The sequence below is a fragment of the Sphaerisporangium sp. NPDC049457 genome, from assembly GCF_055586705.1.
On sequence record NZ_JBVJHR010000026.1, the window covers coordinates 43,449 to 57,896 of the forward strand.

Annotated in this window: 8 protein-coding genes; all 8 read left to right on the forward strand. The window is 71.4% G+C overall.

Features of this window, described 5'->3' with window-relative positions:
• The first annotated feature begins 3 nt into the window (after window positions 1-3).
• Window positions 4-3,501, forward strand: a complete 3,498-nt coding sequence (drmA, locus tag ACZ6QO_RS33140; protein ID WP_465856622.1) for a DISARM system helicase DrmA — start codon at window positions 4-6, stop codon at window positions 3,499-3,501.
• Window positions 3,498-5,345: a DrmB family protein gene (drmB, locus tag ACZ6QO_RS33145; RefSeq protein WP_465856624.1), complete on the forward strand. Its 1,848-nt coding sequence runs from the start codon at window positions 3,498-3,500 to the stop codon at window positions 5,343-5,345. The genes drmA and drmB overlap by 4 nt, the downstream gene beginning before the upstream one ends.
• The gene (gene drmC / locus ACZ6QO_RS33150; RefSeq protein ID WP_465856626.1) at window positions 5,342-6,127 is read left to right on the forward strand and encodes a DISARM system phospholipase D-like protein DrmC; all 786 of its coding nucleotides are present in this window, start codon (window positions 5,342-5,344) and stop codon (window positions 6,125-6,127) included. The genes drmB and drmC overlap by 4 nt, the downstream gene beginning before the upstream one ends.
• Window positions 6,128-6,290: 163 nt before the next feature.
• Window positions 6,291-6,974 (forward strand): phosphoribosylformylglycinamidine synthase subunit PurQ, encoded by a 684-nt coding sequence (purQ, locus tag ACZ6QO_RS33155; RefSeq protein WP_465856628.1) that lies wholly within the window; start codon window positions 6,291-6,293, stop codon window positions 6,972-6,974.
• A gap of 50 nt (window positions 6,975-7,024) precedes the next feature.
• Window positions 7,025-9,280: a phosphoribosylformylglycinamidine synthase subunit PurL gene (gene purL, locus ACZ6QO_RS33160; protein ID WP_465856630.1), complete on the forward strand. Its 2,256-nt coding sequence runs from the start codon at window positions 7,025-7,027 to the stop codon at window positions 9,278-9,280.
• A 503-nt stretch (window positions 9,281-9,783) separates the two neighbouring features.
• The gene (locus ACZ6QO_RS33165; RefSeq protein ID WP_465856632.1) at window positions 9,784-12,102 is read left to right on the forward strand and encodes an adenylate/guanylate cyclase domain-containing protein; all 2,319 of its coding nucleotides are present in this window, start codon (window positions 9,784-9,786) and stop codon (window positions 12,100-12,102) included.
• 48 nt (window positions 12,103-12,150) lie between these two features.
• Window positions 12,151-12,825 carry a Crp/Fnr family transcriptional regulator gene (locus ACZ6QO_RS33170; RefSeq protein ID WP_465856634.1) on the forward strand — a complete coding sequence of 225 codons (675 nt, stop codon included), beginning with the start codon at window positions 12,151-12,153 and terminating at the stop codon, window positions 12,823-12,825.
• A 117-nt stretch (window positions 12,826-12,942) separates the two neighbouring features.
• Window positions 12,943-14,448 carry an MFS transporter gene (locus tag ACZ6QO_RS33175; protein WP_465856636.1) on the forward strand — a complete coding sequence of 502 codons (1,506 nt, stop codon included), beginning with the start codon at window positions 12,943-12,945 and terminating at the stop codon, window positions 14,446-14,448.

Sequence of the window (14,448 nt, forward strand, 5' to 3'; positions counted from 1 at the left end):
GCGGTGCCGGATGCGGCGGCTATCCGGGATGAGCTGCAGAAACTCGTCCTCGATGACCTGCACGGCCCGTACGACGACGAACCGGAGGAGTTCGACGAAGATCCGGCCGATCGCTATCTCCTCGGCCGGCTGGCGCCGACCGGCACCCCCGTCGCGCCCGAGGAGCTCGATGATCTCGCCGGTTCCGAGCCGATCGACTCGGGCGAGGGCGACCCCGAGCCCTCGGCGCCCAATGTGCCGAGCATGGCTCCCTCGGCGCTCGGCTTCACCTGTTTCGTGGCCGGAGACGCCGACCGGCTCGTCGTCACCGGGCGCTGGGCACGGTACGAGCGCACCCACAGCGAGGAGACCGGCCGCATGGTGTGGCGGCGGGTCCCGATGTCGGGCACCGTCGGGGTGCCGCTGCGTGAAGGCAAGCTCGGCCGTCAGAAGCTGAACGACGACCAGCCCGAGATCGTGGTCGAGGGCAGGGCACGCCGGCACGATGGCGGGTGGCTGGTCTCCCTTTTCCTGGTCAACACCCAGGCGTGGCCCAGGACGCGCCGGGCCGAGCGGTGGATCTTCCAGGTTCGGCTGTCGGCCACCGGGGCGGACGGCGCACCGGTGTTCCTCCCGAGGCCGGAGCGGGAGTCCGGCGGGGACGCCGCCGACCGGGCCGAGCAGCGACGGCTGGCCATGGCGTACCGCTTGGTACCGGAGTTCGCGGTCGGGCACGGCGTCGCCGTGGAGACCGTGCCGACGCCGGCGGATCCGATGCGGGCGGTCGAGATCCGCACCGCGGCCGTGCCGGAGCACGAGATCCCCTACACCGACGTGCCCGATGCCGGGAAGGACCCCGACCTGCCGGAGCTGGCCGACCTCGTGCTGGACATGAGCACCCTCGCCGAGCTGGCCGGCCGTCCGGGGGACGAGGTGCGGGAGTTGATCGCGGGGCTCACTCCGCTGGTCTCCGGTTACCGTGCGTGGATCGACCGAGCCGAGCGGTCGGTCGACGATCCGGAACGCCGCCTGGACGGCTACCGCGGGGAGGCGCGCGAGGCGTTGAAGGCGGCGCGCCGGGCGGCCGACCGCATCGAGCGCGGCCTGCGACTCCTGGGCGAGAACACGCTCGCGCGGCGGGCGTTCGCCTTCGCCAACGAGGCGATGCACCTGCAGCGTGTCCACACCCTGGCCGCGGAGAGCCGGCGTGCGGACGACCGGCTCTCGCTGGAGCAGGCGGTCGAGGAGGCCGACACACCGGTCAATCGAAGCTGGCGGCCCTTCCAGCTCGCGTTCCTGCTGCTGAACCTGCCGGCGCTGGCCGACCCCCTGCACCCCGAGCGGTCCGACGACCCCGAGAAGGCGATCGCCGACCTGCTGTGGTTCCCCACCGGAGGCGGTAAGACCGAGGCGTATCTGGGCTTGACCGCGTTCACTCTCGCCGTGCGGCGGCTCCAGCCCTCGCTCGGCGGGCTGGACGCCGGCGATGGCGTGGCCGTTCTGATGCGTTACACGCTCCGGCTGCTCACCATCCAGCAGTTCCAGCGGGCGACGGCGCTCATCTGCGCCTGTGAGACGCTGCGCCGCGCCGACGAGGCGGTGTGGGGGCACACCCCGTTCCGCATCGGCCTGTGGGTGGGCGGGCGGGTCACGCCCAACACGACCGAGAAGGCCGCCGACGCGGTGGCCGAGCTGCGCGGAGGCCGAGGAGCGCCGCGTAAGGCGGTGGGGTCCCCGCATCAGCTCACCTCGTGTCCCTGGTGCGGCACGAAGATCCAGCCCGGGCGGGACATCGTCGTCGACACCGTCCACGCCCGGACTCTGGTCCACTGCCCGGACGTGTTCTGCCCGTTCAGCGGGTGGGCGAGCCAGAACGAGGGCCTGCCGGTCCTGGTGGTCGACGAGGAGATCTACCGTCTGCTCCCCTCCTTGGTGATCGGCACTGTGGACAAGTTCGCGCAGCTCGCCTGGAAGGGTGAGACGGCCACCCTGTTCGGGCGGGCCACCTTGAGATGCGAACGGCACGGATACCTCACCGACGACCTCGCCGCGTCGGTCTGCGACGGCCGTACCGGGCACGTGGCGAAGGGTGCGGCTCGCCCGGCCAAGATCGCTCCGGCCGCGCCACTGCGCCCCCCCGATCTCATCGTCCAGGACGAGCTGCACCTGATCTCCGGTCCGCTGGGGTCGCTCACCGGCCTGTACGAGACGGCCGTGGACCTGCTCGCCTCCTGGGAGGGCAAGCCCGGTGAGCAGGTCCGGCCGAAGGTCATCGCGTCGACCGCGACCGTGCGCCGGGCCTCACGGCAGATCGGCTCACTGTTCCACCGCAGGACGGAGGTGTTCCCCCCACAAGGGCTGAACGCCGCTGACAGCTTCTTCTCCCGGCAACGAGACCGGTCGCTGCGGCCGGGGCGCCGGTACGTCGGCGTCTGCGCGCACGGAGTGCGGATCAAGTCGACGCTCATCCGGATGTACGTCGCGGTGCTCGGCGGAGCGCAGAAGCTCCACGAGAAGTACGGCCGGAACGAGGTCACCGACCCCTACATGACCCTGGTGGGCTACTTCAACAGCCTGCGCGACCTGGGCGGCATGCGCCGTCTCGTGGAGGACGACATCTCCACCCGGCTCTCCCGGGCCGACGAACGCGGGCTCGCCCGTCGCTACGACCCGATGCTGCGTGAGCTGACCTCGCGGCTCTCCTCCGGGGAGATCCCGGAGATCCTCGACGGTCTCGGCGTCACCTTCACCGGGGATCGCGTCCGGGGTGAGCGACGGCCGATCGACGTACTGCTGGCCACGAACATGATCGCCGTCGGGGTGGACGTGTCGCGGCTCGGCGTCATGGTCGTGGCGAACCAGCCGAAGTCCACCGCCGAGTACATCCAGGCGACCAGCCGGGTCGGCCGCGCGTCGCCGGGCCTGGTCTTCACCGTCTACAACTGGGCACGCCCCCGCGATCTTTCGCATTACGAGACGTTCGGTCAGTTTCACGCCACGGTGTACCGGCACGTGGAGGCGCTGTCGGTGACTCCATTCGCCCCCCGGGCGATCGACCGGGGCCTGACAGGGGTTCTCATCGCCTTGATCCGCAACCTGGAGACGACCTACAACGCCAACCTGACGGCGCAGGCCTTCAACCGGCACAGCAAGCTCGCCGACCATGTCGTGATGTTCCTCAAGCGCAGGGCCGGCGAGGTCGCAGGTCGCAACGAGGTCTCACGCCAGGTCGAGGACCATCTGCTCGCCAGGCTCGACCATTGGGACCGCAGGCGGCGCGAGCCCGGCACCCGGCTCGCCTACGCCAAGCCCTGGCGGGTCGACGATGTGGCGGGGCTGCTCCGCAAGCCCGAAGAAGGCGGCTGGGGGATCACGACCTGCCCGACCTCGCTGCGGGACGTCGAGCCGGGCATCCGCCTGCTGCTCCTGGCCGATCCCGGCGTGGAGGAGATCCCGCAGTTCGAGGCGGTCGCGGCGGAGCAGGCCGTACCTCCGAGGGCCGGTACAGAGGAGGACGGGTGACCACCCCCGTGACCCCGCCCCTGCGCGTGGGCGAGCTGCGGCCGAGCCAGCTCCTGCACACCTACGGCGTGGGGGCGGTCCTCGACCTGCCCAATCTGTCGGTCACCGTGCTCGGCCTGGACTTCTGGGAACGCGCCCGGGCCACCGAGGTGATCGAGGACCGGCTGCTCGCCGCCGTCCGGGACAAGCTCGGCGACCAGGTCGAGCAGCTCCGGACGCCGCCGTACATCCCCGAGACCAACGACGTCTTCGACGAATGGGCGCGCGTCGGAGTCCCGGTGACGCTGTTCCCCCAGTGGCTGCGGTGTTCCCGTGTCCAGTGCAACCGCCTGGCACCCGCGACCTCTGGCGTGTTCGAGCTGATCCAGAACCCGTACCAGCCGGACAAGATCCGCTATGTTCACGGCTGCAAGGGGCAGGGCGGCAGCCGCCCGGTCGCGGTGCCCGCGCGGTTCGTACTCGCCTGCTCACAGGGCCATCTGGACGACTTCCCATGGGCCTTCTACGTCCACAGAGGGCTCGTGCCGCCCGCGGAGGAAGCGCACACCTACCGCCTGCGGGAGCGCGGGACGACGGGTGAGGCGGCCAACGTCTACGTCGAATGCTCCTGTGGGGTAGCGGCCCGGGCCATGTCCGAGGCGTACGGCGAGAAGGCCGAGCAGAACCTCCCGGGGTGCCGCGGTCGCCACCCGCATCTCGGGCGAGCCCCCGGATGCGGCGAGCCGACCCGCACGCTGGCGCTGGGCGCGACCAACACCTGGTTCGCCATGCAGCTGCGCGTCTTCAGCCTGCCCCGGGCCGAAACCGGTCTCGACCAGCTGGTGACCGAGTACTGGGGCCAGCTCGGCCTGCTGGCGAGGCTGGAGTCCGGCATGGCCAGGCAACTGATGAAGACGCAGTCCAGCTGGCCCGAACTGGAGCAGTACGGCGCCGACGCGGTATGGAAGGCGATCAAGAAACATGCCGCGGCCGAGGAAGAGGGGGCCGAGGTCGAGGACGCGCTGGACCTGCTCGGCCCCGAGTGGACGGCGTTCACCGCCGCGGCCGACACCGACCTGCGCGACTTCACCACCCGCCGGGTATCCGTACCGGGGGGGACCCGTGAATGGCTCGCCGGGGTCACGCTGGTGCCGCGGCTGCGTGAGGTGGCCGCCCTGTACGGCTTCACGCGCATCGACGCGCCGGAATGGGACGTGGTCAATACTCCCGACTCACGAGTGGCCCCGATGGCTCTCGCACAGCCCACATGGGTCCCTTGCGCCGAGACCCGTGGCGAGGGCATATTCCTGCGGTTCTCCGAGGATCGGCTGCGCGAGTGGGAAGGACGACCGGAGGTCAGAGAGCGGGCCGCCTTTCTCATCCCGGCGCACGAGAAGTGGCGAGGGCAGCGCAGCCTGCCGCCCGGCCACTTCCCCGGGGTGCGTTATGTGCTGCTGCACACCTTCGCCCACGTGCTGATCCGGGAGTTCGCGCTGGAGTGCGGCTATGGCGCCTCGGGCATCGGCGAGCGCGTCTACGCCGACGCGAACCGCGCGATGGCCGGAGTACTGCTGTACACCGCCGCCCCCGACAGCGAGGGCACGCTGGGTGGGCTGGTTTCCCTCGGGCATCCCGACCGGCTCGGCATCCTGATCGACCAGGCACTGGACAGGGCCCGGCTCTGCAGTTCCGACCCGCTGTGCGCCGGGCATGATCCCCTGGTGCACGGGCGCCTGTACGGCGCGGCCTGTCACGCCTGCCTCTTCGCTTCCGAGACCTCCTGCGAACGCGGGAACCACTACCTCGACCGGGCACTGCTGGTGGACACCATCCTCGGCGGCGGCGCCGGGTTCTTCGGCCGATGAGCGAGGAATTCGCTCAGGAGATGGCCGAGCTGGCCGGGCAGGTGCCCTTCCCCCACCTCCTGGCCTGGGCCGAGCTGCTCCGGACCGCGCACACGCCAGGGGAGGAGGTCCTGGCGAGACTCATCGAGGCACGTCCTTCCGCCGCTTCCTATGCGGTCCGGCTCGTGAAGGCATGGCGACGCCATGCGGCGGAGATACCAGGAGCGGGGGTGGCACTGGGGCTGGAGGCCGCCGCACGCGTTCATCTCGCCGAATCGGCCGCCCGCGCGTCGATCGTCGTGAGCGGGCCCACCAGCGATGCCGTGCCGGTACGCCTGACGGTCTCCGCCGTGACGGAGATCGTACGGGCCGCACGCGAATCGCTGCTGGTGGTGAGCTTCGCCGCGTACGGCATCGACGAGATCGCCCGGGAACTCGCCGCGGCGACGGAGCGAGGCGTCCGGGTCGATCTCGTCATGGAAAGCGGAATCGAGGAAGGAGGAACGCTCCGGGGAGCGAACGGTGCGACCGCGTTTCGCCTGTTGCGCGGGAAAGCCACCTTCTGGGGCTGGCCCCCGAAGTACCGGCCCGTCGGTGCCTCACTACATGCCAAAGTGCTGGCCGCCGATGAGAAGATCGCACTGCTCGGCAGCGCGAACCTGACGCGACGCGCCATGCTCACGAACATCGAGATCGGGGTCATACTCCGCGACCCCGGCGCGGTCACCCAGATCGTCTCTCATTTCCGCACGTTGATGCGGCCAGGAAGTGGCCCGTTGGAGCCGGTCACAGTGGATCACTGATGCGGGCGCCGCTGTGGGAGCGGGCGCTCTACTCGGTCTCCCTGACAACCTGATGCCCTGCGTCGGTCGCTCGGGGGCGGCAGGTAACCTGGGTGTACCGCCGCAGGCCGCCGTCGATGAGTCAGACGCCGGCGCGGCGCTCGCATGTGGAGGGTACGAGACCATGGGTGCTGCCCGTGTGGGCGTGGTCACTTTTCCCGGAACTCTTGACGATCAGGACGCCGCGCGAGCCGTCAGGCACGCGGGCGCGGAGGCGGTGCCTCTGTGGCACGCCGACCGCGACCTGAAGAGCGTCGACGCCGTCTTCCTGCCCGGCGGGTTCTCCTACGGTGACTACCTTCGCTGCGGGGCCATCTCCCGCTTCGCGCCGCTGATGGACGAGCTGATCCCCGCGGCGCGTGCCGGGCTGCCGGTCCTCGGCACCTGCAACGGCTTCCAGATCCTCTGCGAGGCGCACCTCCTGCCGGGCGCGCTCACCCGCAACGAGGGCCTGCACTACATCTGCCGCGACCAGCGCGTCCTGGTGGAGAACGCCGCCACGGCCTGGACGGGCGACTACGCCTCCGGCCAGGAGATCCTGCTGCCGGTCAAGCACGGCGAGGGCCGGTACGTCGCCGACGCCGCGACGCTCGGCGCCCTGGAGGCCGGCGGCCAGGTCGTCTTCCGCTACCTGGGCGGCAACCCGAACGGCTCGATGAACGACATCGCGGGCATCTGCAACGAGGCCGGCAACGTCGTCGGCCTCATGCCCCATCCCGAGCACGCCGTCGAGGAGCTGACCGGCGCCCCCAGCGTGGACGGGCGCGGCTTCTTCACCTCGATCCTGAAGAAGTTCGTGAACCTGTGACCGAGGCCACGACGACCGGAGCCGGCGCCAATAGGGCGCGAGGAGAACACATGATCGACTCTGTCAAGCGGGCCACCCAGTCCCCGGACGAGCCGCAGCCGTACGCCGAGCTCGGTATGAAGACCGACGAGTACGAGCGCGTGCGCACCATCCTCGGGCGCCGGCCCACCTCCTCCGAGCTCGCCATCTACTCGGTCATGTGGAGCGAGCACTGCTCCTACAAGTCGTCCAAGGTACATCTGCGCCAGTTCGGCACCAAGGCTCCCAAGTCCGAGGCGTTGCTGGTCGGCATGGGAGAGAACGCCGGCGTCGTCGACATCGGCGACGGCTGGGCGGCCACCTTCAAGATCGAGTCGCACAACCACCCGTCCTACGTCGAGCCCCACCAGGGCGCGGCCACCGGCGTCGGCGGCATCGTCCGCGACATCATGTCGATGGGCGCGCGGCCGGTGGCGGTCATGGACGCCCTGCGCTTCGGCGCCCTGGACGCCCCCGACACCCGCCGGGTGCTGCCGGGCGTCGTCGAGGGCGTCGGCTCCTACGGCAACTGCCTGGGCCTGCCCAACATCGGCGGCGAGCTGTCCTTCGATCCCTGCTACATCGGCAACCCGCTGGTCAACGCCCTGTGCGTCGGCCTGCTCCGCAAGGACCAGATCAAGCTGGCAACCGCGCCGGGCCCGGGGAACAAGGTCGTGCTGTTCGGCGCGCGCACCGGCCCCGACGGCATCGGCGGCGCGTCGGTGCTCGCCTCGGCCACCTTCGAGGACGAGTCGCACGCCAAGCGCCCCGCCGTCCAGGTCGGCGACCCGTTCATGGAGAAGCTCCTCATCGAGTGCTGCCTTGAGCTGTTCGAGGCCGACGTGGTGGTGGGCATCCAGGACCTCGGCGCGGCCGGGGTGTCCTGCGCCACGACCGAGCTGGCCGCCAAGGGCACCGGCGGCATGCGCGTCGACCTCGGACTGGTCCCGCTCCGCGACCCCTCGCTCCTCCCTGAGGAGATCCTGATGAGCGAGTCGCAAGAGCGCATGATGGCCGTGGTGACCCCCGAGGACATCGACGCCTTCATGGCGATCTGCGCGAGGTGGGACGTCCCGGCCACGGTGATCGGCGAGGTCACCGACACCGGCCGGCTGGTGATGACCTGGAAGGGCGAGGTCATCGTGGACATCCCGCCGGGCACCGCCGCCGACGACGGCCCGGTGTACGAGCGCCCGTTCCACGAGCCCGCGGGCCAGCACGCGCTCAACGCCGACGACCCGGCGCGGCTCGACCGGCCCGACGACCTGCGGGCGACCCTGCTCACGCTGCTCGGCTCGCCGAACCTGGCCTCCAAAGAGTGGGTGACCTCGCAGTACGACCGCTACGTGCGCGGCAACACCGTGCTCGCCATGCCGGCCGACGCGGGCGTGCTGCGCATCGGCGAGGTGATGCCCGGCGCCGAAGAGACCGACCGCGGCATCGCCCTCGCAACGGACGGCAACGGCCGGTACGCCAAGCTCGACCCCTACGCCGGGGCCCAGCTCGCGCTGGCCGAGGCGTACCGCAACGTGGCGGTCACCGGGGCGCGTCCGCTCGCGGTGACCAACTGCCTGAACTTCGGCTCCCCCGAGGACCCCGAGGTGATGTGGCAGTTCGCCGAGGCGGTGCGCGGCCTCGCCGACGCCTGCAAGACGCTCGGCGTGCCGGTGACCGGCGGCAACGTCTCCTTCTACAACCAGACCGGCTCCACGCCGATCCACCCGACCCCGGTCGTCGGCGTGCTCGGCGTGCTGGACGACGTGCGCAAGCGCGTCCCGCACGGGTTCACCGCCCCCGGTCTGAAGATCGTGCTGCTCGGCGACACCCGCGCCGAGTTCGGCGGCTCCGAGTGGGCGCACGTGGCGCACGGCCACCTGGGCGGGCTGCCTCCGGCGGTCGCCCTGGAGGCCGAGCGCGAGCTGGCCGGCGTCCTGGTCGAGGCGGCGGGCCGCGGCCTGGTCGACGGCTCCCACGACGTGTCGGACGGCGGCCTGGCCGTCGCCCTGGCCGAGGCGTGCCTGGCCCGCGGCGTGGGCGGCATGGTGGAGCTTCCCGGCGACGACCCGTTCGTCGACCTGTTCAGCGAGTCCACGGCCCGGGTCCTGCTCGCCGTGCGGCCCGAGTCCTACGACGAGCTCGCCGACCTGTGCGCCCGGCGCGAGGTGCCCACGTACTGCCTGGGCCTGACCGGCGGCTCCACGCTCAAGGTCGAAGGCGTGCTGGAGGTCGCGGTGGACGAGCTGCGCGCCGTCCACGAGGCCACGCTGCCTGCGGTCTTCTCGTCCTGACGCTCACGGCAAGGCGGTGGATCCCCCACTGACGATCCACCGCCTCTGTGACCTGAACCGGTCACCCGTTAAAGGGACTAATGGCACCAGGTCCCGCCAAAGTAACCGAGATTACGGGCATACCAGTAAATAGCCGCAGCTCAGTTCGATCTCGATATCTATCGGGCCGACAGCTCTGTTCGCCGACAGCGCGGACTGACGCGATAATCGGCACGTTCGGGGGAACTCGACTGGCTGATGCGGAGGCAACCATGCCGTCGAACGATCACACACGCGCGTCCACCGGCTCCGGAGCGGAGGCGGACACCGTGCCTGATCACGTGAAGCCGCCAGAGGGACCGCCCGCGGGAAAGGCCGACGCCTCCGGCGACTCCGATGCCTCCGGCGCCGCGAGCGGGCCCGCCGAGGATCCGCCTGGTCAGGGCGAAGGCGGCTCAGACCGGCGCGGTGCGGGCGAGGACGGCCGGACCGTGGCCGGTCGGGGGAAGGTGGCCGGCTTTGACGTGGCCGGTCCGGAGGACACCGCCGCCGAGACGGTGCTGTTCGAGAAGGTCGGCACGACGGCGGCGCCGGTCCGCAGAGCCACCCCCGTGACGGCGGTGGCCCAGGAGCCCGGCGAGGCGAATGCGACGGCGGTGGTCAACGAGCCCGGCACAGCTGTCGCGACCGGTTCAGGGACGGCGGCGTCGTCCCTGACGGCCGTCGCGGGAGCCGGACCGTTCCCTGGGGACCGGGACGGCGGCCTTGACGTGAACGACGGAGCCGACGTGGACGACGGCTCCGATGTGGACGACGGGCTCTCGCTGTCGCCCTACCTGCCGCCCGCGACGCACCCGGTGCGGGGCATCGTGTGGGCCATGCACCTGGCCGTACCCCTGCTCGGCCTGTGGCTGCTGCTCGCCTACCCCGAGCAGCTCAACGTCCGCTGGGAGCATCCGCCGAGCCACTTCTGGCTGATCGTGGTGGTGGCCGGCGTCAACGTCGTCCTCGGCATGATGATCAGCCAGGCCGCCACCCGGCACAGGGACGCGCGGCTGCTGCTGGTCTCTCTGGTCTTCCTCAGCAGCGCCGGGTTCTTCCTGCTGCACGGCCTGTCGACGCCGCACATCATCCTGGAGACCGGCAGCTACGGCTTCGACATCGGCCAGCCCGTCGGGCTGATGGTCGCCTCGGTGCTGGCGTTCGCCTCGTCGCTGCCGCTGGGCGAGCGCGCGGCGGCGGCCGTGCTGAGGAGCGCCGACCTGCTGCGGGCCGGTCTGGTGGTCATCCTGGTGGGGTGGGGCGCGGCCTCCCTGATCGAGGGCCTGACGCCGCTGAGCGCGCCGCCGCCGGCCGCGGGCGCCACCATCGGCGTCTTCTCCTGGCTCGGCGCCGGGCTGTTCGCCCTGTCGGCCGCGCTGATGTTCCGCATCCACCGCCGCCGGCCCTCGGCGATGCTGGTGAGCCTGATGACCGCCTACGCCCTGCTCGGCGAGGCCATGGTCGCCGGCTTCTTCCGGCCCAACTGGCTGCTGTCGTGGTGGGAGTGGCACCTGCTGCTGACCGGGGCCTTCGCCTTCGTCGCCTACAGCGCCTACATCCAGTTCCGCCGCGAGGGCTCAAGCCAGGGCCTGTTCGACTCGGTCACGCTGGCGGCGACGATCCGCCGCATCCAGGGGCAGTACGACGAGGCGCTGGAGGAAGTGGTCGGCCACCTGCGGCGCATGGGCGAGAGCGGCTCGTCCTCACGCGCGCCCGTCGCGCTGCGCCTGGCCGGCAAGTTCCGGCTGAACGAGGGCCAGGCCGCGGTGCTCGACCGCGCCGGGCAGGCGCTCGCTGCCGAGCGCGAGCTGTCCCTGCGGCTGGGCGCGCTGGTCGAGGTCGGACGCCAGGCGCGTGTGGGCCTCGGAGAGGACACCTTGCTCGCCGGGGCGCTCGAACGCGTCCGCCAGGCCTACGGGGACGTGCGCATCGGCCTGGTCTCCCACGGCGCGATCACGCTCGGCGACCGCGCGTACGGCGTGGACGAGTTCAAGGCCACCGAGACGCTCAGCGGCGACGGACGGGTGATCCATCCGCTCACCGTCAAGGGCGTGGTGGCCGGGGCGCTGGAGGTCCCGATCGGCACCACCCGCCAGGACGAGGCGCTCGCGGCCACCCTGGCCAGCCAGTTGTCGATCGCGCTGGAGAACGCCCGCCTGTACCGCGAACTGGAGACGCTGTTCCGCCAGTACATGTCGCCCGACGTGGCGGCGTCCCTGCTCGCCGACCCCGACCAGGCGGCGCTGGGCGGCTCGCTGGTGGAGCTGACCGCGCTGTTCGCCGACCTGAAGGGCTTCACCTCCTTCTCCGAGCGGGTGTCACCCGGCGAGATCGTGGAGATGCTGAACCGCTACCACGCCGCCGCGGTGCCCTGCATCCTGCGGCACGGCGGCACCATCGTGCAGTTCGTCGGCGACGCGCTGCTCGCGCTGTTCAACGCCCCGGCGGCGCAGGCCGACCATGCCGCGCACGCCGCCCGCGCGGCGCTCGAGATGCAGGCCGCCGCCGAGGAGATCGCCGCGGGCAATCCCGGTTACCCGAGGTTCCGCATCGGCATCAACACCGGCCTGGCGCTGGTGGGCAACATCGGCAGCCCCGAGTTGCGCGGGTTCAACGCTATGGGCGACGCGGTGAACGTCGCGGCGCGCCTGGAGGGCATGGCGGAGCCGGGGACGGTCGTCATCGGGGCCACCACCCGAGAGCAGATCGGCGCCGGCGCCGAGGTACGGTCTTTGGGCGAGCTCAGCCTCAAGGGCAAGGAGCAGAGCGTCGAGGCGTTCGTGCTCTCGGCACTGGACTGACGCCGTGCTTCGCACTCTCGGCACCGGACCCCTCACTCTGGAGGAACGATGACGTCCACGTCAGCCGCCGAGCCGGGAGAGTTCCTGTCCCTGCTCACCAAGGACGAGGCCGACGACCTGTCCGCCGCCGGCCGCAAGAGGCGGTGGGATCGCGGCGCGACGGTCATGGCCGAGGGCGACACCTCCGACTGGGTGCTCCTGCTGACCTCCGGACGGGTCAAGGTGTCCTCCTACACCGCCGGCGGCACCGAGGTCGTGCTGGCCATCCGCGGGCCTGGAGCGCTCCTGGGCGACATGTCGTCCATCAGCGGCGAGCCCCGCTCCGGCACGGTGACCGCGCTGGAGGCCGTCGAAGGCGTCGTCGTCCGTGACTTCTCCGGTTTCCTGCACGATCATGGCCGGGTGGCGGTGCTGCTGCTGCAGATGGTCGTCGGCCGGCTGCGCGACTCCGACCGCAAGCGGGTCGAGTACGGCGCGTTCGACACGACCGGCCGGGTGGCAACGCGGCTGGTGGAGCTGGCCGAGCGGTTCGGCGAGCCCACCAACGGGGGCGTGCGGGTCGCCCTGCCGCTGTCGCAGGACGAGCTGGCGGGCTGGACCGGCGCGTCCCGCGAGGCGGTCAGCAAGGCGCTGCGCTCGTTGCGCGACCGCGGGCTGATCGAGACGGGCCGGCGCCGGGTGGTCATCTACGACCTGGAAGGCCTCCGCAAACGCGCCCGCTGAGGCGTGCTCGCCTGGCCTCGCTCCGCTCGGCGGGCGCGGGGCCGCTCACCCCTCAGCGATCGCTTGCGTGACATAGGGGGATAAATACGGACGTACGGCGTACGTCAGACTATGAGGATGGTCGCCCACCCCCTCGACAAGGCAACGACCCCTCTCCCCGGAACCCCCGAATACGCCGAGAGGCTCCGCTACGCCTGGCGGGTCTGCTCGGTCACCAGCCTCGGGCTCGCCCTCATCGGCGTCAACGCGAGCACCCTGAACGTCGCCCTGCCGGCGGTCGTGCGCCACTTCGAGGCCGAGGCGTTCGCCGCCTCCTGGATCCTGCTGTCGTACCTGCTGGTCAACACCGCGACACTGGTCTTCTTCGGCCGGGTGGCCGACCTGCTCGGGCGGCGCGAGGTCTACCTGGTCGGCTTCGCGCTGTTCACCACGTGCTCGCTGCTGGCCGGGCTCTCCCCGGGCGTGGGCTTCCTGATCGCCATGCGGGCGCTCCAGGCGCTCGGCGCGGCGATGATCCTCGCGAACGGCACCGTCATCATCACCGGCGCCTTTCCGCCCGACCGCCTCAGCCAGGGCATGGGCGTGTACATCGGCACCCTGTCGGTCGCCCAGCTCGCCGGGCCGACGCTCGGCGGGCTCATCGCCGACACCGCCGGCTGGCAGTGGGTGTTCTGGGCCAACGTCCCGCCCGGGGTGATCGCGCTGGTCTGGGGATGGACGACGCTGCGCCGGGTGCCCGCCGCCGCGCGCACGCCGGTCGACGCGGCCGGCAACCTCATCGTCTTCGCCGCCCTGTCGGCCGCGCTGATCGCCCTGTCGGAGGCGGGCTCGCGCGGCCTGTCCAGCCCCGTCGTGCTCGTGGGCGCACTGATCTTCCTGGCGCTGGTGCCGCTGCTCATCGTCGTCGAACGGCGCGCGTCCCACCCGGTGCTCGACCTGCGGCTGTTCGGCGAGCGCATGCTGACCTTCGCCAACCTCGCCTCGTTCTGCACCGCCCTGTCGCGGTCGGCGCTGGTGCTGCTGGTCGCGCTGTACTTCCAGGCCGCGCGCGGCTTCGACGCCTTCACCGCGGCGCTCGCCGTGCTGCCCGTGCCCGTCGGGATGGCGGTCGCCTCGCCCATCGCCGGCGCCCTCGGCCGGCGCGTCTCCCCCTACCTGCTGTCGGTCGGCGGCTGCGCGTTCAACTTCGCGGGGCTGCTGAGCCTGATGCTCTCGACCGGCGCCGCGACCCCGTACTGGATCACCGCCGTCGGCCTGTTCCTCGCCGGGTGCGGCAACGGGACCTTCCTCACCGGCAACACGACCCAGGTCATGAGCGCGCTGCCGCCGGGGAGCCTCGGCGTGGTGAACGGCTTCCGGCTCATGATCATGAACGTCGGCATCGTGCTCAGCGTGGGCACGACGCTGACCGTCCTGAGCAGCGCGCTGTCGCCCGAGTTGCGCGGCCTGGTCTACGCCGGCACGCTCTCGCGCCTGTCCCCGGCGGCGGTCGAGCAGCTCATGTCCGGGTTCCAGCGGACCTATCTCGTGCTCGCGGCCGTCGCGCTCGCCGCGGTCGTCACCGCCGCCTGCGCCCGTCCCCGCCGCGCGACCCGCGCCACCCCCGCCGAGCCCGCGCGCTGA